Here is a 17,805-nt window from a genome sequence, read left to right on the forward strand (position 1 = left end):
CGGCCCGCGCACATGGCTCCCGTGTCCCAGGCATTCGATGCCTGGCCATCCGATCACACCAGCCTTTGAGCGTCTTGTGCCGTTATACGCCTGTGGGCTGTGATAAACGAACGCCCCGGCGGCACAGTGGCGTGCCGCCGGGGCGTTCGGAGTACGTACGAGGTACGTACCAGCAGGCAGCGAAGCTTAGCGCTTGCTGTACTGCGGAGCCTTGCGGGCCTTCTTCAGACCGGCCTTCTTGCGCTCGACCGCACGGTCGTCGCGGCGGAGGAAGCCGGCCTTCTTGAGCGGGCCGCGGTTGTTGTCGACGTCGGCCTCGTTCAGCGCACGGGCGACACCGAGACGGAGCGCACCGGCCTGACCGGAGACACCGCCACCGGCGATCCGGGCGATGACGTCGTAGCGGCCCTCGAGCTCGAGCACCTTGAAGGGCTCATTGACTTCCTGCTGGTGCACCTTGTTCGGGAAGTAGTCCTCGAGGGTGCGACCGTTGATCTTCCACTTGCCGGAGCCCGGAACGATCCGGACGCGGGCAATGGCGTTCTTGCGACGGCCCAGGCCGGCGGCCGGCTGGGGCTCGCCGAAGCGGGAGGCCATGGACTCCGAGGTGTACTCGCCCTCGACGGGGACCTCGGACTCGGTGGTGTAGCTGTCGATGTCAAGCTCTTCGAGCGGCTGCTCGGCAGTGGTCTCGGCCACGATTCTCCTCAGATTCTCTTCGGTCTTAGGGGGTGGCCGGACTTACTGCGCGACCTGGGTGATCTCGAACGGAACCGGCTGCTGAGCAGCGTGGGGGTGGTTCTCGCCGCGGTAGACCTTCAGCTTCGAGAGCATCTGACGGCCCAGGGTGTTCTTCGGGAGCATGCCCTTGACGGCCTTCTCGATGGCCTTCTCGGGGTTCTTCTCGAGCAGCTCGTCGTAACGGACGGAGCGCAGACCACCCGGGTAGCCGGAGTGGCGGTACGCCATCTTCTGGGTCCGCTTGTTGCCGGAGAGGTGCACCTTGTCGGCGTTGATGATGATGACGAAGTCACCGGTGTCGACGTGGGGCGCGTAGATCGGCTTGTGCTTGCCCCGCAGAAGGGACGCGGCGGTGGTGGCGAGACGACCCAGGACAACGTCCTGAGCGTCGATGACGTGCCACTGGCGCGTCACATCGCCGGGCTTGGGGCTGTACGTACGCACGGTTCGTAGCCTTCGCTTCGAGTGAATGGTCCTAAACAAGGTCACCGAAACGATCACGACAGCCTGGACCGCACGGCGGCGACGCAAACCGCGTACGTGGGGTCGCTGGTCATCGGCCCGGTGGACCGGTGTAAGGGCCCGTCCCGTGAGAATGAGCAAGCCAATACACAACGAACATGCAGGATACCTGCGGCGCGCCCACCCGGTCAAAACGGGTCGACACCGCCCGGCAACCTGTTCGCCCCCCAGTTTAGGACCTCGCGCCCGCACCCAGGACCGCGATCGCCGCGACACAGAACGTGACCGCCCGCCTCAGGCGCCTGCGCAACCCGGGCGACCAGCAGCGGGACACCAACGGGACGCAGTAGCCGTACGACGAGCAGGCCGCCGGGACCCCGGAGAGCAGCACCCCCACCACGACGTCGACGAGCACCGCACGCGCCAGCCACGAAGCCCTTCGCACCAACCACCCGGAGATGCCGCATTTGCCCGTCCTCATGGAGCGAACGCTAGGGGCTTCAGGGCCGGTTGAGACGGACCAGCACACCCCTCGGCCCGTCTAAGATGCGCCCCATGAGCTTTGGGCAGGGGGGACCCCAGTCCCAGTGGGATCCCTGGAAACCGCATTCGCAGCAGCCCTGGAACGACGCCGGTGGCCAGAGCCCGGACTGGGCTGCCCTCGCCGAGGCGTCCGAGGCGCGCAACAAGCGCCGCAGACTGCTGCTCATCGGCGGCGGAGCAGTCGCCACCGTGGCGATAGGTGCTGCCGTCGCCGTGGCCGTCGTCTCGGCGAACGGCGACAGCCAGGCCTCGAACCGGCCGAGCTCCCAGCTGCCGGCCACCGTCGACCTCCCGAGCGAGTCCGCCACGGCCCCGTCGTTCGCGCCGACCAGCGCCCCGCCGCCGCTGGACCCGAAGGACTTCGTCTCCAGCAAGAACAAGGACAAGGCCCCGCTCAGCGCGGACCGGCTCTTCCCGGGCACCCAGCTGACCATGGGCGAGACCGTGTACAAGAAGGGCCCGACGGCCGACACGAAGAGCTGCGCCAACGCGGCCAGCGGGACACTGCCGAAGGTCCTCGACGCGAACGACTGCACCCGTCTGCTCCGTGTCACCTACACCAAGGGCAGTGTCGCGGTGACGGTCGGTGTGGCCGTCTTCGACACCGAGGCCCAGGCGGCCAAGGCCAAGGCCGAGGCCGACAGCAAGAGCAGGGTCAAGTCCCTGTCCGGCGGCGGGATCAAGGACTTCTGCAACGCCGCGGTCTGCCGCACGACGACCAACTTCTACGGCCGCTACGCCTACTTCACGATCGCCGGCTACACCAACGGCAACGATGTGACGCCGAAGAACACGGAAGTCTTCTCTTCCGGCGACGACCTGGCCGAGTTCACGTTCCGCCAGATCCGCCGCCGCGGCGAGGCCCAGGCGTCGGCGGCGGCCAACGAGTGACCCGTCCCACCAGCCCGCGCGCCCACTCCGGTACGTGACGCGATGCGGATGCGCGGGCGCCTCGGGCTGATCGGCGCCGGGGTCGGCGCGGCGCTGCTCGCGCCGCTCGGGATACGGGCGGCCTGGCCGGACGGGGAAACGGGCGCCGACGAGAGCAGGTCGGTACCCACCGACCTGCGGAAACGGGACCCGCACGCCACCCCTGCCGCGCGCCGGGTGTACGCCCTGCTGGCGACCCTGGAGAACGACGCGCGCCGGGGTCGGCCGAGCCGCACGGTGATCGGCCAGCACGTGGAGCTGCACAACGAGCGGTACAACCCGGCGTACGGCGACTACCGGGGCACCAAGCAGCCGGGCTACTACTACCGCAAGGCCCGGGACATCACCGGCCGGCTGCCGGGCTTCGTCGAGCTGGACCTCGGCCCGGGCTACGGCCAAGCCGGTTGGGCGGTGGGCCGGACCCGCTCCTACTCCGGCGCATGGCCGGGCTGCCGCCGGTACTGGGGGTACGTGGACGACGCCGTCGACCTGGCGGTCGGCGTGTGGGCGGGCCTGCCCCGGCCGGCCGACGGCTCCTACCGCCCCTCGGGCACGCACACGGACTGCGCCTCCGGCGGCGAAGTGTCCCTGCCGCACAACGGCGGCGGTCCGTCGGGCCTGGTCGGCTTCTCCTTCCACCAGCCGTACCCGGGCAGCCCGGTCAAGGGCTTCGAACAGACCAAGCACCGCAACTCCCCCGGCGCACGGGATCCCGACTGGTTCACCCGGGTCGTCACCCCGGGCACCACCGAGCACGGGGCGCTGCTCCACGACCTCGGCTTCCTCGCCGACCATCTGGGCTACCTCGCCGACCGCGGGGTGCCGGTGCTGCTGCGGCCGTACCACGAGATGAACACGGCGCCGGGTCGGGGCTTCTGGTGGGCGGGTCAGGACCCGGCCGCGTTCCGGAGGCTGTGGCGTCTGACGTACGACTACCTCGTGGGCCGCCGCGGACTGCACAACCTGATCTTCGTGTGGGCGCCGAACTCCTGGGACGGCCGCTACGGCAAGGAGCCCCGGCCCTACTACCCCGGCGGCCGCTACGTCGACGTCGTGGGCGTCGACGACTACAGCGACACCCCCGCCCGGCCGTTCCGCGGCGAGGGCTGGACCGAGGTCTGGTACCGGGGCCTGGAGCCGTACGGCAGACCCCGTGCCGTCACCGAGTCCTTCCACGTCCCGCTCAACGCGGCCCAGCCGAGCACCCTGGCCAGAACCCCGTGGGTGCTGTGGACGGTGTGGGGGCAGGCCCTGACGTACGACAACGTCTCCGAGCCACGGGGCAAGAACACCGGCGCCGATGTGAAGCGCACGTACGGCTCGAGCCGGGTGATCAAGGGCGGGTCGACCCAGACCGGCGGATTCGACATCAGATCACCACGTCAGACCTAACTTGGTTAACTTTTGAACACATCCCCCTCACAGGTGTTCACATGTCCGCCTGCATATGCCAGGATCGTGCACCTGTTTGGCACGTAGTTCTGGGCGCCTGGGGGGGCATCTGAGCGGCGCGTGCCGTACGCCAAGGGTGGCGTCGGGGGGCAGAAACCCGGAGCAAGGCTGTCGCGGTGCGCTGCGCCGTGCCATGACCGAGATCTGTTGCCTCAACGCACTATCGATCTCACGGGAGTTCCGCAGTCGTCATGGCATCGACACTGGTCGACGGGGGTATGCCGCATTCGCGGCACAATACGAAGCTGGCAAAACGCACCGCCGCGTGGAAACCGGGGATCCTCCCGTTCCTCCTGCCCTTCGTCCTGCTGGTCGCGTTCGGGCTCTACAGCTACCGGCCCAGCTCGTCCCTGCTGAGCTGGGTCCTGACCGTCGTCTGGTCCCTGCCGGTGGCCGGTGTGCTGGTCGGCATCCAGGGAGCCCTGCTGATCCGCCGCCGGGTCCGCAAGAACGGCAAGATGATTCCGCCCGCCCCGGCCGAGCAGGACTTTCTGATCGTCCTGTGCCCGACCATCGGCCGGCACGACACCTACCCGGCCCTGGAGCGCTCGGTCCTCAGTTACGTCGAGCACCTGCCGGAGTGGTTCCCGTACATGCGGGTCGACATCCTCACCGAGGAGGGCTGCGAGGCGGCGGAGGACATCGACCGGCTCGCCGACTCCCACCCGCTGATCCGGGTGATCACCGTCCCCAAGGACTACGTCCCGGCCAACGGCACCCGCTTCAAGGCCCGCGCCAACCACTACGCCCACGAGCTGCGCATCGAGGAGGGCGAGGCCCTCGACTACGTGTGGGTGCTGCACATGGACGACGACACCGGCGTCGGCCCCGACACCGCGTCCTCGCTCGCCCAGTTCATCAACCGCCAGCGCCGTGCCCACCCCGACGAGGCCAAGCACATGGCGCAGGGCATCCTCACGTATCCGCGCGAGAACGCGGTCAACATGTTCACCTGGCTCGCGGACGCCGTGCGCCCCGCCGACGACATCGCCCGTTTCCGTGCGCTGACCGGCATGGGCACCCCGGCCGCCGGTGTGCACGGCGAGCTGCTGGTGCTGCGCGCATCCATCGAGGCCGAGATCGGCTGGGACTTCGGTCCCAAGGAGATCGTCGAGGACGCCCGCCTCGCCCTGACCTTCTGCCGCAAGTACCCGGGCCGCAGCGACTGGTTCAACGGCCGCTGCTACGGCGCCTCCCCCGCCAGCGCGGCGGACTTCGTCAAGCAGCGCGACCGGTGGGCCTGGGGCCTGGTGGCGCTCTGCTTCAACAGGGCCGTGCCGCTGCGCTACCGCTGGTTCCTGTCGATCTGTGTGGCCACCTGGATCCTCGGCCCGCTCCAGCACATCGGCGCCGTACTGCTCGTGGGCTGGCTCATCAACGACATGAACACCTCGCCCGTGACCCAGTCCATCGTGATCCTCTGGGCCCTCAACTTCGCCTACGTCATCTGGACCTACTGGGAGGGGCTGCGACTGAACGCGCTCGCGTCGGTCAGCGGCCGGCGCAAGTGGTGGGAGCCGATCGTGGTGGTCGCGCTCATCCCCGTCTTCTCCGTGCTGGAAGGACTCGGCGGCTTCAAGGGCTTCCTGAAGTTCGTCCGGCGCGAGGAGAACAAGTTCGTCGTGATCGCCAAGCCCGCCTGACCGCCCGGAAGACAACTGACATGCGCTCGCGACTGCCTCTGCTTGCCATCTTCCCGGTGACCGTTCTCACCATCGTGCTGGGCGCCCCGTTCGTCCTCGGCGACCACCCGGTGCGCTGGGAGTCGGGCTCGGCCCTGCCCAGAATCGTGAGGGGCGACGCCGAGGAATCCGCCACCCCGGCCGACAACGCCACCGGTACGCCGTCCGCGTCCTCCCCCTCTTCGTCGTCCTCCGCCGACGGCCTCCAGGTCGCCAAGCCCTGGAAGGCCGGCATGCCGCAGTGGGGCGTACAGCTCTACTGGGAGGAGGAGAAGGGGAAGGGGAAACGTTCCAGCACGTTCATCGAGAACCAGGCCCGTAAGCACGCCGAGTACCTCATCGGTCTGGGCGCGAACTCGGTGTCCGTCTCCTTCCCCTTCTTCACCGAGGGCACCACGTCCGACGAACTCTCGGCCGGAGCCAAGACACCGTCCCCTCAGCGCCTCCAGCGGGTGCTCAAGGTGTTCGAGGACGCCGGTTTCCGCACCACACTCCGCCCGATCATGGACGAGAAGTCCCTGAACCCGCCGGACGGCTGGCGCGGCAACATCGAGCCCGCCTCGCGCTCCGCGTGGTTCGCGTCGTACGAGGAGTTCCTCACCCCGTATCTCGAGGTCGCCGAAGAAGTGAAGGCGAACACCTTTGTGATCGGCACGGAGCTCAACTCCCTGGAGGGCGACCCGGGCTGGGACGCCCTGGTCGCCTCCGCCGAGAAGACCTTCTCCGGCGAGGTCGCCTACGACGCCAACTGGGACAACTACGTCGCCGGCCGCATCAACATGCCGGTCAGCCATCTCGGCGTCGACGCCTACTTCCCCGTCGAGGTCGAGGACACCGCGCCCGTCGAGACGCTGGTCGACGGCTGGAACGACTGGCTGGACAAGAAGGCCACCGGCCCGCTGCCCAACATCACCATCGCCGAGTCCGGCATCGGCGCCATGGACGGCGCCTACCACGCTCCCGGCGACTTCTACACCAAGCGCGCGGTCAATCCGACAGTGCAGGCCAACTGGTACACCGCCGTCTGCCGGGTCGTCCAGGAACGGCAGATGCAGGGCGTCTACTGGTGGTCGATCTGGTTCGACGACGACCCCAACACCAAGCCCGACGACAAGGTTGCCTCCCGGCTCGACTTCGCCGGACGCCCCCTCACCGAGAAGGCCATCAAGTCCTGCTTCACCTCTGACTACGCAGGTCCTGGGACCGACACCGCAAGCTGACCGAGCGAGGCAATCATGCAAGAAGCCATCATTTTGGTGGGCGGCAAGGGAACCCGCCTGCGCCCCCTGACGAACCACACCCCGAAGCCCCTGCTCAACGTGGCGGGCTCCTCCTTCATCCGGCACCAGATAGCCAAGCTGATGGATGCAGGCGTCGAGCACGTGGTCTTCGCCACCTCGTACCTCGCCAGCCTCTTCGAGGAGGAGTTCAAGGACTTCTCCCAGGACCTGGAGATCTCCTACGCCGTCGAGGAGGTGCCGCTCGGCACGGGCGGCGCGATCCGCAACGCCGGCCGCCTGCTGCGCGGTGCGGCCGACGCGCCGGTGCTGATCCTCAACGGCGACATCCTGTCCGGCCTGGATCTGCGGGACGTCCTGGCGCGGCACGAGGCGCGGGAAGCGGACGTGACGCTGCATCTCACCCGCGTTTCCGACCCCCGTGCCTTCGGCCTCGTGCCGACCGACGAGACCGGAAGGGTGCTGTCCTTCCTCGAGAAGCCCAAGACCGCCGAGGAATGCGTCACCGACCAGATCAACGCCGGTTGCTACGTGTTCCGCCGCTCCGTACTCGACGCCATCCCGGCCGACCGCGAGGTCTCCGTCGAGCAGGAGACCTTCCCGCAACTCGTCGCCCAGGGCAGCCGCGTGTTCGGCCACACGACGGACGACTACTGGCGTGACCTCGGCACACCGCTGGCCTTCGTCCACGGGTCCGCCGACCTGGTCACCGGCAAGGTCTCCTCTCCCCTGCTGCCGCAGCCGGGCGACACCCTGATCCACCCCACGGCCACCGTCGACCCGACCGCCCGCATCACGGGAGGCTCGACGATCGGACCGCGCGCCGTCATCGGTCCGCACGTGGTCGTCGATCGCTCCATCATCGGCGGAGGCGTCACCATCGCCCAGGGCGCGCAGATCTACGACTCCGTGGTGGACCACGACTCCTCCATCGGCACCGCGTCACTTCTTCGTGAAGCGGTGGTGGGCTGCCATGCGCACGTCGGCGCGGAGAACGAGCTGCCCTCCCAGCTGCGACTGTCCTGCGGCCTCCGCATTCCCGCCCAAGGAGTACGCGTCAGCGGCACGGCTGCCGCCTGCGCGACCGTCCACTGAAAGTCGCCTGTCCATCCCCGCGGCTCGACCGGACAGTCAGTTACTGGAGAAACATGTCCCGCCATCGCACCAAGGAAGTGAAGACAGAGCGTCTTCGCAAGTACCGGCCTGACATTCAGGGCCTGCGTGCCGTAGCCATCATGATGGTCGTCAGCATGCACTGCGGCATCCTCGACATCCACGGTGGCGTGGACGTGAGCTTCGTGCTGAGCGGCTTCCTCATCGGCAGCCAGCTCTTCGCGGAGATCGAGAAGACCGGCAAGGTGTCCCTGACCAAGTTCTGGGCACGCCGCTTCCGCCGTCTGACGCCGCCCATGGCCGTCGTCATCGTCGGCACCGCGGCCCTGGCGTGGATCTACGGAAGCCCGCTCAAGTTCCGCGACTTCATGGCCGACGGTCTCGCCGCCTCCCTCAGCTTCATGAACTGGCGCCTGGTCGAGACCGGCACCGACTACTTCGCCAACGACGGGTCGCAGTCCCCGTATCAGCACTTCTGGTCGCTGGCCATCGAGGAGCAGTTCTACGTCGTCGCCCCGCTCCTGCTCGTCGCGGTGGTCTGGGTCAGCCGCCTGATCTTCCGCAACCGCGCTCTGGTGGCGCTGTTCCTCATGGCTGTCATCGGCGGATCGTTCTACCTGGGCTGGTCTCAGACTCCCGAGAACCAGCCGCTCGCGTACTTCAGTACCCACACCCGGATCTGGGAGATCACCTGCGGCGTCCTGCTCGCCCTCGCCGCTCCGCTCGCCTCCCGCATGAACAGGGGCGTGGCCGCGGTCGTTTCGTGGCTGGGGCTCGGCACCGTGCTCGTCACGGCGATGCTCATCACCGAACACACGCCGCTGCCGGGGTACGCGGTGGCCGGCCCGGTCCTCGGCACCGTCATGGTCATCGCCGGTGGCTGCGCCAATCCCGGGTTCGGCGCGGAGCGGCTGCTCGACAACCCCGTCCTCGACTTCGTCGGCAACGTCAGCTACGGCTGGTACCTGACCCACTGGCCGCTCCTGGTGCTCTGGCCGTCCATCACCGACCGTGAGTTCGCCTTCCAGGACCGGCTGCGGGTCGCCGTCCTGTCGTTCCTGGTGGCCGTCGTCCTGCACTACGCCGTCGAGCGCAAGTTCAAGAAGAACGTGCAGTGGGTGGCCCGCCCCTGGAAGGGTGTCTTCACCGGCGGGTTCACCACCGCGGGCACGGCGGGGGCGATGGTCCTGGCCACGATCATCCCGCTGAACCTGGCGACCGCACCCTCGGGGAGCACGCTCGGGGTCGGGTTCACCAGCCAGGCCTCGGTCGAGGACGCCGTGCACCGCACGCAGCTCTCCGCCACCGTGCAGAGCGCTCTTCAGGACACGCCCAAGAACTTCGCCGAGCACGGCTGCATCGACGACTTCGAGGTCAAGAAGTTCGAGATGCGGGACGGCTGTGTCGCCGGTGACCCGAAGGGCAGGAAAACCCTTGTCCTCATGGGGGACTCCCACGCCTGGCAGTGGAACGACGTCTACCACGAGATCGGCAAGGAACTCGGCGTGCGGGTGGTGACCATCGCGAAGGGCGGCTGCTCGCCGCAGGTCTACCGCATCATCAACCCGAACGTGAACCGCGCGTACACCGAGTGCGACAGCTGGCGCGAATCCGCCTTCGCCGAGCTGAAGAAGATCCAGCCCGACGTCCTCGTCATCGCCGACCGGGCCCGCCGTGAGGCGAACCGGGCGGGCGCCGAGACCTCGTTCAAGGTGTTCAAGGAGACGGGCGCCAAGCTCGTCTACATGACGGACACCCCGCAGCCCGGCCAGAACGTCCCCGACTGTCTCGCCACGCACATCGACAACATCTCCCTCTGCAACCGCAAGCAGTGGCAGGCGCTCGAGTACCCGGAGTTCCGCACCATGGAGCGGGAGGTGGCCGAGAAGTACGGTGCGGAGATCATCGACACGACACCCGCGTTCTGCGCCGTGGACATCTGCCCGGCGGTGATCGGCGACCAGGTCGTCTACTTCGACAACAGCCACATCACGTCGACGTACTCGAAGACCCTGAAGCCCTTCCTCAAGCCGGCCCTGGAAGAGGTACTGGACAAGGCGTAGTCCGCATCCCGTCCCGCTCCGGCCACCCCGGCCGGAGCGGCCGGACCAGACCCGTCAGCCCGTTACTGCCCCCGGACGCGCACCCGCCGCGCCTGCCGCTGCCGCTCCGCGAGCTGGTCGTCCGGCGGGTAGCCGACCTCCTCCAGGGTCAGCCCGTGCGGCCGGACGACATGCACGGCGCTGTCGCGGACCCGCGCGTCGAGGACCTTCCGCGGCCACTCCACACCACGGTGCCCGTCGCCCACGAACAGCAACGCACCGACCATGGAACGTACTTGGTTGTGGCAGAAGGCGTCGGCGCGGACCTCGATCTCGACGATGCCGTCCGCGTGCCGACACACCCCGAAGTCGAGGATCTCGCGGATCGTCGTCGCCCCCTCGCGCTTCTTCGCGTACGCCGCGAAGTCGTGCTCCCCGACCAGGGTCTCGGCGGCCGCCTGCATCGCGTCGACGTCCAACGCCCAGTCGTGCCAGAGCACATGGTTGCGCAGCAACGGGTCCACGCCGCCGGGATTGTCGGTGACCCGGTAGACGTAGCGCCGCCAGATCGCCGCGAAACGAGCGTTGAAGCCACTGGGCGCCTCCCTGAGGGCCCACACCCGCACGTCCCTGGGCAGCCGCCCGGCGAGCCGCTTGAGCAGCTTCTCGTGATGCTCACGCCAGACAGCCTCCGGCAGATCCACGTGCGCCACCTGCCCGCGCGCATGCACCCCGGCGTCGGTCCGTCCGGCGACGGTCAGCTCGTAGGTGTCCCGCGACCGCGTGACGGTACGCAGCGCGTCCTCGACCTCCCCCTGCACGGTCCGCCGCCCGCCGGCCTGCTTGGCCCAGCCGGAGAAGTCGGTGCCGTCATAGGACAGATCGAGCCGTAGTCGTACGAACCCGGGCTGTACTTCGTCACTCACTCCTTGATCCTCTCAGGTACGCGAAAACGGGCCCGCCCCGTCAAGGGCGGACCCGCTCAGCGAGAGCTCAGCCTCAGGCGTCCTTGGACTCCTCGGCCGGAGCCTCGGCGACATCCTTGGTGACGTCGACCTTGGTCTCCTCGGCCTTGGCCTCCTCGGCCTCCTTGACCGCACGCTTGGTGGCGGCCTCGGCCTCACCCGTGGCCTCCTGCGCGACCGTCAGCGCCTCGACCAGCTCGATGACAGCCATGGGCGCGTTGTCGCCACGACGGTTACCGATCTTGGTGATACGGGTGTAGCCACCCGGACGGTTCTCGTAGCGCGGGCCGATCTCGGTGAAGAGCGTGTGGACGATGCTCTTGTCCGTGATCACCTGGAGCACCTGACGGCGGTTGTGAAGGTCACCCTTCTTCGCCTTGGTGACCAGACGCTCGGCGTACGGCCGCAGCCGACGAGCCTTCGCCTCGGTGGTGGTGATACGACCGTGCTCGAACAGCGACTTCGCGAGGTTCGCAAGAAGCAGCTTCTCGTGCGCGGCACTGCCGCCCATACGGGCACCCTTGGTGGGCTTCGGCATGGTGTTTCTCCTAGGTGTCTGCCCCGGCCGTGTCAGGTACCGGGGTCAGTATCTGAGCAGACGGTTGTCTGTCAGAGATCCGGGAGCCGCCCCGAAGGGCGCTCCCGGAAGGGGCGCGGGGAACTGCGCGATCAAGCACAGCGCACCCGCACCCCATTACGGACCGGACGGCCCGAGCTCTCAGTACTGCTCGGTCTCCACAAAGCCCGCATCCGCGTCGTCGTCCGCGCCGAAGGCGTCCGCGGCAGCGGTCGGGTCGAATCCGGGCGGGCTGTCCTTGAGCGCGAGACCCATCCCGGCCAGCTTCGCCTTGACCTCGTCGATCGACTTCGCACCGAAGTTGCGGATGTCGAGCAGGTCGGCCTCGGAGCGGGCGACCAGCTCTCCCACGGAGTGGATGCCCTCACGCTTGAGGCAGTTGTACGACCGAACCGTGAGCTCCAGCTCCTCGATCGGCAGCGCCAGATCGGCCGCGAGCGCGGCGTCCGTCGGGGACGGACCCATGTCGATGCCCTCGGCGTCGATGTTGAGCTCACGGGCGAGCCCGAACAGCTCGACCAGCGTCTTACCGGCAGAAGCCATCGCGTCACGCGGACGCATCGCCTGCTTGGTCTCGACGTCGACGATCAGCTTGTCGAAGTCGGTGCGCTGCTCGACACGCGTGGCCTCGACCTTGTACGTGACCTTCAGAACCGGCGAGTAGATGGAGTCGACCGGGATACGGCCGATCTCCTGGCCCACCTGCTTGTTCTGCACGGCGGAGACGTAACCACGGCCACGCTCGACCGTGAGCTCCATCTCCAGCTTGCCCTTGCCGTTGAGCGTGGCCAGGACGAGATCGGGGTTGTGCACCTCGACACCGGCCGGGGGCGCGATGTCGGCGGCGGTGACCAGACCCGGGCCCTGCTTGCGCAGGTACATCACGACGGGCTCGTCGTGCTCGCTGGAAACCACCAGCTGCTTGATGTTGAGGATCAGGTCGGTGACGTCCTCCTTGACGCCCGGCACGGTGGTGAACTCGTGCAGGACACCGTCGATGCGGATGGACGTGACCGCCGCACCGGGGATCGAGGACAGCAGGGTACGACGCAGGGAGTTGCCGAGGGTGTAGCCGAAGCCCGGCTCCAGCGGCTCGATCACGAACCGGGAGCGGAACTCGTCGACGACCTCTTCGGTCAACGAGGGACGCTGAGCGATCAGCATGTGTGGATCAGATCCTTCAGTCGTGGGCGCCCGCTATATGACGCCCGACGGAACCGCCCCCGGCACAAAGGGGCGGGTACTGCAAGGGTACGGGCGATACGGTCCCGGTTCACTCCGCTTGCGCGGGGAAGGGAGCCGTACCGCCCGAAACCGAACCGGCGACGAAGCAGCCGTGCGTCAGACGCGGCGGCGCTTCGGCGGACGGCAGCCGTTGTGCGGGGTCGGGGTGACGTCCTGGATGGAGCCGACCTCGAGGCCCGTGGCCTGCAGGGAGCGGATCGCGGTCTCACGACCGGAACCCGGGCCCTTGACGAACACGTCGACCTTGCGCATGCCGTGCTCCTGGGCGCGGCGGGCAGCCGACTCGGCGGCCATCTGCGCGGCGAACGGCGTGGACTTCCGGGAGCCCTTGAAGCCGACGTGGCCGGCGGAGGCCCAGGAGATCACGTTGCCGGACGGGTCCGTGATCGAAACGATCGTGTTGTTGAACGTGCTCTTGATGTGCGCGTGGCCGTGAGCGACGTTCTTCTTTTCCTTGCGGCGCACCTTCTTGGCAGCGCCCTGACGTCCCTTGGGGGGCATCCTTTAACTCCTACGGGAGGTGGTCGGTCCTACAGCGAAGACCGTGGACAGGTGTCCGCTGCGGACTACTTCTTGCCCGGCTTCTTCTTGCCGGCGATGGCGCGACGCGGGCCCTTGCGGGTGCGGGCGTTGGTGCTGGTGCGCTGACCGCGGACGGGCAGACCGCGGCGGTGCCGCAGACCCTGGTAGCAGCCGATCTCGACCTTGCGGCGGATGTCGGCCTGGATCTCGCGACGGAGGTCACCCTCGGTCTTGATGTTGTTGTCGACGTACTCGCGGATCGCGACGAGCTGCTCCTCGGAGAGGTCGCGGACGCGGGTGTTCGGGTCGACGCCGGTGGCGGCCAGCGTCTGCTGCGAAAGGGTCCGGCCGATGCCGAACACGTAGGTGAGGGCGACCTCCACGCGCTTTTCGCGCGGGATGTCAACACCGGAAACGCGTGCCATTCAATGGCTCCAGTTGATCTTCGGAGGTCTTCCGCAGAACCGACTCCCAGCCGCCGTACGAGGTACGAACTGGGTCCCCGGCCTCCGAACCGGGGGTGTCGAGCCGTAGGGCTCGGGCCCTGCGTATGAACATATTCAGCTCGCGTCGCGCGAATCTCTGCGCATGCAGAGGGAAATGGCCTGCGATCAGCCCTGGCGCTGCTTGTGGCGCGGGTTCTCGCAGATCACCATGACCCGACCGTGACGGCGGATCACCCTGCACTTGTCGCAGATCTTCTTGACGCTCGGCTTGACCTTCATGGGATGTGAGGTTCTCCGGGTCAGTTGCCGGCGGCCCCGCGGGGACCGCGGGACGTGGGGCAAGATCTACTTGTACCGGTAGACGATCCGGCCACGCGTCAGGTCGTACGGAGACAGCTCCACCACGACCCGGTCGTCAGGGAGGATGCGGATGTAGTGCATACGCATCTTGCCGCTGATGTGTGCCAGGACCTGGTGGCCGTTCTGGAGCTCGACCTTGAACATGGCGTTCGGCAGAGACTCGACGACAGTGCCCTCGATCTCGATGGCACCTTGCTTCTTGGCCACGCTTCGCCCTTCGGAATCGACTACCTTGATCGACCCCTGCACTTTCCCTTGCGGGGCGCATGCAGGCATGCGGGTGCACAAGAGCCGACGAGTCAGTCTACGTCAGCGCAACCGGAAAGACGAATCGGGGAAGTCTGCCCCGGCAGGCAGATCGTTAAGCGCCCCAAAGGGGCGCGGGGCTCTGTCGGCATGCGGCTCCTCCCCCACTCTCGGCTTCGCTCGAGCGGGGGGACCCCCACCGTGGGCGCGACCAGCCCCCACGAGCCCGCAGCCGCCAGTCGGCAGGACCGCCCTCCCCGGAAGGCGCTCAGGCCAGCGGATCCGGCGCAGCCACAACCCCGTACTCCGCCAGCTTCGCCTTACCTCCGTCGGGAGACGTCAGCACCAGCGGCCCCTGCTCGGTCAGCGCAACCGAGTGCTCCCAGTGGGACGACCACGTACCGTCGGTCGTGATCACCGTCCAGTCGTCCGAGAGGACTTCCGTCTTCGGGGTGCCCAGCGAGACCATCGGCTCGATCGCGAGGCAGAAGCCCGGCACCAGCTTCGGGCCCTTGCCCCGGCGCCGCTCGACATAGTTCAGCAGGTGCGGGTCCATGTGCATCTCGGAGCCGATGCCGTGACCGCCGTAGTCCTCGATGATCCCGTAGCGGCCACCGCCGGGCTTCGGCTGGCGGCGGATGTACGTCTCGATGGCCCGCGAGATGTCGACGAGCCGGTTCCCCAGCTTCATCGCGGCGATGCCGGCCCACATGGACTCCTCGGTCACCCGCGACAGCTCGATGAGCTCCGGAGCGTGACCGGATCCGACGAAGGCGGTGTAGGCGGCGTCCCCGTGCCAGCCGTCGATGATGGCGCCGGCGTCGATGCTGATGATGTCCCCGTCCTTGAGGACGACGTCCTCGGCGGGGATCCCGTGGACCACGACCTCGTTCACGGAGGTGCAGATCGTCGCCGGGAACCCGCCGTACCCCAGGAAGTTCGACTTCGCCCCGTGCTCCGCGAGCACCTTCCGCGCCACCTCGTCCAGATCCCTGGTGCTGGCCCCCGGCACGGCGGCCTCACGCGTGGCCGCGTGAATGGCGGCAACGACCAACCCCGCCTCACGCATCTTGGCGATCTGCTCGGGGCTCTTGATCTGCACCATGGGGACGACGGCCTTTCTTGGACCAGAGAGGGACGGACTGTTTCAACGATACGGGGCTGGCGTGGCTGCGAGCACACAGCAGCCGCGGCCCCCTGGCAGGGAACCGCGGCCGTAGCTGCTTACTGACGGTTACTTATTGTCACCCGCACGCTTCAGCGCCTCCAGCGCACGCCCCGTGACCTCGTCCACCGGCCCCATCGCCGAGATGGTCACGACCAGACCCTGCGCCTTGTAGTAGTCGATGATCGGCTCGGTCTGCGTGTGGTAGACCTCCAGCCGGGTGCGCACGGTCTCCTCCGAGTCGTCGTCCCGCTGGTACAGCTCGCCGCCGCAGACGTCACACACGCCCTCCTTCTTCGGCGGGCTGTACGTCACGTGGAACACGTGTGCGGAGTCCTTGCGGCAGATCCGCCGCCCGGCGATCCGCTTGACGACCTCGTCCTCGGGAGCCTCGAGGTCCAGCACGGCGTCCAGCTCGATGCCCTCGGTCTGCAGCAGCTCGTCCAGCGCCTCGGCCTGCGAGACGTTGCGCGGGAAACCGTCCAGCAGGAAGCCGTTCTCGGCGTCCGGCTGTTCCATGCGGTCCTTCGCCATGGCGATGGTGACCTCGTCCGGCACCAGATTGCCGGCGTCCATGTAGGACTTCGCCAGTTTGCCGAGCTCCGTCTGCCGACTGATGTTGGCGCGGAACAGGTCGCCCGTGGAGATGTGCGGGATCGACAGCTTCTCGGCAAGGCGGGTGGCTTGCGTACCCTTGCCCGCGCCCGGCGGCCCGACGAGGACGATTCGCATCAGCGGAGGAACCCTTCGTAATTGCGCTGCTGGAGCTGGCTCTCGATCTGCTTCACGGTCTCGAGACCGACACCCACGATGATCAGGATGCTGGTCCCGCCGAACGGGAAGTTCTGGTTTGCCCCAAATCCGGCCAACGCCATTGTCGGCACGAGAGCGATCAGACCCAGATACAGCGACCCCGGCCAGGTGATCCGGTTGAGTACGTAGCTCAGGTACTCAGCGGTCGGTCGGCCAGCCCGGATGCCCGGGATGAAGCCACCATACTTCTTCATGTTGTCCGCGACTTCCTCGGGGTTGAACGTGATGGCCACGTAGAAGAAGGCGAAGAAAACAATGAGCAAGAAGTACATAGCGATGTAAATCGGATCGTCGCCCTGGACGAGATGGGCCTCGATCCAGGTCTTCCAGCTCGAAGTGCCACTCGAGAACTGCGCGATCAGTGCCGGGATGTAGAGCAGCGACGAGGCAAAGATCACAGGGATGATGCCCGCCTGGTTGACCTTCAGCGGAATGTACGTCGACGTGCCGCCGTAGGACCGGCGGCCGATCATGCGCTTCGCGTACTGGACCGGAATACGGCGCTGGGCCTGCTCGACGAAGACCACCAGGCCGATCATGAACAGGCCGACGAGGATGACCACACCGAACTCGATCCAGCCGTCCGCCAGGGAGCCCTGCTCCTTGATGGCCCACAGGGCGGCCGGGAAGGTCGCGGCGATCGAGATGAACATCAGGATCGACATGCCGTTGCCGATGCCGCGGTCGGTGATCAGCTCACCGAGCCACATGACGACGGCGGTACCGGCGGTCATCACGATGACCATGGTGACGGTGACGAAGATCGACTGGTCCGGGACGATCTCGCTCGCCACCGGGCAGCCGCTGAAGAGGTTGCCGGTGCGGGCGGTGGCCACCAGGCCGGTGCCCTGCAGGATGGCGAGCGCCACGGTCAGGTAACGGGTGTACTGCGTGATCTTCGCCGTACCGGCCTGACCCTCCTTCTTGAGGGCCTCGAGGCGAGGGATCACCACTGTCAGCAGCTGCAGGATGATGCTCGCGGTGATGTACGGCATGATGCCGAGCGCGAAGATCGTGATCTGCAGCAGCGCGCCGCCGCTGAACATGTTGACCAGACCGAACAGACCCTGGTTGCCCTTGGCCACGTCGATACAGGTCTGGACGTTCTGGTAGTCGACACCCGGGATCGGGATATGCGTACCGATCCGGTACACCACGATGATGCCGAGCGTGAAGAGCAGCTTCTTGCGCAGGTCGGGCGTCTTGAACGCCCGGGCGAACGCGGTGAGCACGGTGCCTCCTGCGACCCCCGCGCAACTGCGT

The 17,805-nt window shown here is 67.5% G+C and carries 19 protein-coding genes; 6 read left to right on the forward strand and 13 right to left on the reverse strand.

Going from position 1 to position 17,805, the window contains the following annotated elements:
* Positions 1–186: 186 nt before the first annotated feature.
* The 3 genes from rpsI to StrepF001_RS17830 form a co-directional block, all read right to left on the reverse strand.
* Positions 187–699: a 30S ribosomal protein S9 gene (gene rpsI / locus StrepF001_RS17820; protein ID WP_129799256.1), complete on the reverse strand. Its 513-nt coding sequence runs from the start codon at positions 697–699 to the stop codon at positions 187–189.
* A gap of 42 nt (positions 700–741) precedes the next feature.
* A complete protein-coding gene (rplM, locus tag StrepF001_RS17825; RefSeq protein ID WP_129799257.1) occupies positions 742–1,185 on the reverse strand; it encodes a 50S ribosomal protein L13 in 444 nt (147 codons plus the stop codon).
* Between the two features lie 250 nt (positions 1,186–1,435).
* Entirely contained in the window at positions 1,436–1,684 is a 249-nt protein-coding gene (locus StrepF001_RS17830) for a hypothetical protein (protein WP_129799258.1), read from the reverse strand.
* 74 nt (positions 1,685–1,758) lie between these two features.
* Between StrepF001_RS17830 and StrepF001_RS17835 the strand changes: the two genes are divergently transcribed.
* From StrepF001_RS17835 to StrepF001_RS17860, 6 genes are all read left to right on the forward strand, one after another.
* Positions 1,759–2,637: a hypothetical protein gene (locus tag StrepF001_RS17835; RefSeq protein WP_129799259.1), complete on the forward strand. Its 879-nt coding sequence runs from the start codon at positions 1,759–1,761 to the stop codon at positions 2,635–2,637.
* Positions 2,638–2,685: 48 nt separating this feature from the next.
* On the forward strand, positions 2,686–4,068 hold the full coding sequence (locus tag StrepF001_RS17840; protein WP_129799260.1) for a glycosyl hydrolase: 1,383 nt from the start codon (positions 2,686–2,688) through the stop codon (positions 4,066–4,068).
* Between the two features lie 251 nt (positions 4,069–4,319).
* The gene (locus StrepF001_RS17845) at positions 4,320–5,771 is read left to right on the forward strand and encodes a glycosyltransferase family 2 protein (RefSeq protein ID WP_240797559.1); all 1,452 of its coding nucleotides are present in this window, start codon (positions 4,320–4,322) and stop codon (positions 5,769–5,771) included.
* Between the two features lie 56 nt (positions 5,772–5,827).
* Complete coding sequence (locus tag StrepF001_RS17850) at positions 5,828–7,030, forward strand: hypothetical protein (RefSeq protein ID WP_240797560.1); 1,203 nt, start codon at positions 5,828–5,830, stop codon at positions 7,028–7,030.
* Positions 7,031–7,045: 15 nt separating this feature from the next.
* Positions 7,046–8,143: an NDP-sugar synthase gene (locus StrepF001_RS17855; protein ID WP_129799261.1), complete on the forward strand. Its 1,098-nt coding sequence runs from the start codon at positions 7,046–7,048 to the stop codon at positions 8,141–8,143.
* A 53-nt stretch (positions 8,144–8,196) separates the two neighbouring features.
* The gene (locus StrepF001_RS17860) at positions 8,197–10,224 is read left to right on the forward strand and encodes an acyltransferase family protein (protein WP_276322830.1); all 2,028 of its coding nucleotides are present in this window, start codon (positions 8,197–8,199) and stop codon (positions 10,222–10,224) included.
* A gap of 62 nt (positions 10,225–10,286) precedes the next feature.
* On the opposite strand, the gene truA is transcribed toward StrepF001_RS17860, so the two are convergent.
* From truA to secY, 10 genes are all read right to left on the reverse strand, one after another.
* Positions 10,287–11,129, reverse strand: coding sequence for a tRNA pseudouridine(38-40) synthase TruA (gene truA, locus StrepF001_RS17865; RefSeq protein ID WP_129799263.1), 843 nt, complete (start codon positions 11,127–11,129; stop codon positions 10,287–10,289).
* A gap of 73 nt (positions 11,130–11,202) precedes the next feature.
* Positions 11,203–11,706, reverse strand: coding sequence for a 50S ribosomal protein L17 (rplQ, locus tag StrepF001_RS17870; RefSeq protein WP_129799264.1), 504 nt, complete (start codon positions 11,704–11,706; stop codon positions 11,203–11,205).
* Positions 11,707–11,886: 180 nt separating this feature from the next.
* Complete coding sequence (locus StrepF001_RS17875; RefSeq protein ID WP_003966937.1) at positions 11,887–12,909, reverse strand: DNA-directed RNA polymerase subunit alpha; 1,023 nt, start codon at positions 12,907–12,909, stop codon at positions 11,887–11,889.
* A gap of 177 nt (positions 12,910–13,086) precedes the next feature.
* On the reverse strand, positions 13,087–13,491 hold the full coding sequence (gene rpsK / locus StrepF001_RS17880; RefSeq protein ID WP_003956432.1) for a 30S ribosomal protein S11: 405 nt from the start codon (positions 13,489–13,491) through the stop codon (positions 13,087–13,089).
* Positions 13,492–13,556: 65 nt separating this feature from the next.
* Positions 13,557–13,937, reverse strand: a complete 381-nt coding sequence (gene rpsM / locus StrepF001_RS17885) for a 30S ribosomal protein S13 (RefSeq protein ID WP_037858429.1) — start codon at positions 13,935–13,937, stop codon at positions 13,557–13,559.
* 186 nt (positions 13,938–14,123) lie between these two features.
* Positions 14,124–14,237: a 50S ribosomal protein L36 gene (gene rpmJ / locus StrepF001_RS17890; protein ID WP_003998809.1), complete on the reverse strand. Its 114-nt coding sequence runs from the start codon at positions 14,235–14,237 to the stop codon at positions 14,124–14,126.
* A 66-nt stretch (positions 14,238–14,303) separates the two neighbouring features.
* Positions 14,304–14,525 (reverse strand): translation initiation factor IF-1, encoded by a 222-nt coding sequence (gene infA, locus StrepF001_RS17895; protein WP_003948620.1) that lies wholly within the window; start codon positions 14,523–14,525, stop codon positions 14,304–14,306.
* A 307-nt stretch (positions 14,526–14,832) separates the two neighbouring features.
* Positions 14,833–15,669, reverse strand: coding sequence for a type I methionyl aminopeptidase (gene map / locus StrepF001_RS17900; RefSeq protein WP_129799265.1), 837 nt, complete (start codon positions 15,667–15,669; stop codon positions 14,833–14,835).
* A 129-nt stretch (positions 15,670–15,798) separates the two neighbouring features.
* Positions 15,799–16,461 carry an adenylate kinase gene (locus StrepF001_RS17905; protein WP_129799266.1) on the reverse strand — a complete coding sequence of 221 codons (663 nt, stop codon included), beginning with the start codon at positions 16,459–16,461 and terminating at the stop codon, positions 15,799–15,801.
* A complete protein-coding gene (secY, locus tag StrepF001_RS17910) occupies positions 16,461–17,774 on the reverse strand; it encodes a preprotein translocase subunit SecY (RefSeq protein WP_129799267.1) in 1,314 nt (437 codons plus the stop codon). The genes StrepF001_RS17905 and secY overlap by 1 nt, the downstream gene beginning before the upstream one ends.
* Positions 17,775–17,805: the final 31 nt, after the last annotated feature.

This window comes from Streptomyces sp. F001, from assembly GCF_004187715.1.
GTDB lineage: Bacteria > Actinomycetota > Actinomycetes > Streptomycetales > Streptomycetaceae > Streptomyces > Streptomyces flavusporus.

Bases quoted from the DNA above. Each gene is read 5' to 3' on its own strand.
- StrepF001_RS17830 (WP_129799258.1), bottom strand. From the start codon at position 1,684: ATGAGGACGGGCAAATGCGGCATCTCCGGGTGGTTGGTGCGAAGGGCT.
- StrepF001_RS17835 (WP_129799259.1), top strand. From the start codon at position 1,759: ATGAGCTTTGGGCAGGGGGGACCCCAGTCCCAGTGGGATCCCTGGAAA.
- StrepF001_RS17840 (WP_129799260.1), top strand. From the start codon at position 2,686: ATGCGCGGGCGCCTCGGGCTGATCGGCGCCGGGGTCGGCGCGGCGCTG.
- StrepF001_RS17845 (WP_240797559.1), top strand. From the start codon at position 4,320: ATGGCATCGACACTGGTCGACGGGGGTATGCCGCATTCGCGGCACAAT.
- StrepF001_RS17855 (WP_129799261.1), top strand. From the start codon at position 7,046: ATGCAAGAAGCCATCATTTTGGTGGGCGGCAAGGGAACCCGCCTGCGC.
- StrepF001_RS17860 (WP_276322830.1), top strand. From the start codon at position 8,197: ATGTCCCGCCATCGCACCAAGGAAGTGAAGACAGAGCGTCTTCGCAAG.
- rplQ (WP_129799264.1), bottom strand. From the start codon at position 11,706: ATGCCGAAGCCCACCAAGGGTGCCCGTATGGGCGGCAGTGCCGCGCAC.
- StrepF001_RS17875 (WP_003966937.1), bottom strand. From the start codon at position 12,909: ATGCTGATCGCTCAGCGTCCCTCGTTGACCGAAGAGGTCGTCGACGAG.
- rpsK (WP_003956432.1), bottom strand. From the start codon at position 13,491: ATGCCCCCCAAGGGACGTCAGGGCGCTGCCAAGAAGGTGCGCCGCAAG.
- rpsM (WP_037858429.1), bottom strand. From the start codon at position 13,937: ATGGCACGCGTTTCCGGTGTTGACATCCCGCGCGAAAAGCGCGTGGAG.
- rpmJ (WP_003998809.1), bottom strand. From the start codon at position 14,237: ATGAAGGTCAAGCCGAGCGTCAAGAAGATCTGCGACAAGTGCAGGGTG.
- map (WP_129799265.1), bottom strand. From the start codon at position 15,669: ATGGTGCAGATCAAGAGCCCCGAGCAGATCGCCAAGATGCGTGAGGCG.
- StrepF001_RS17905 (WP_129799266.1), bottom strand. From the start codon at position 16,461: ATGCGAATCGTCCTCGTCGGGCCGCCGGGCGCGGGCAAGGGTACGCAA.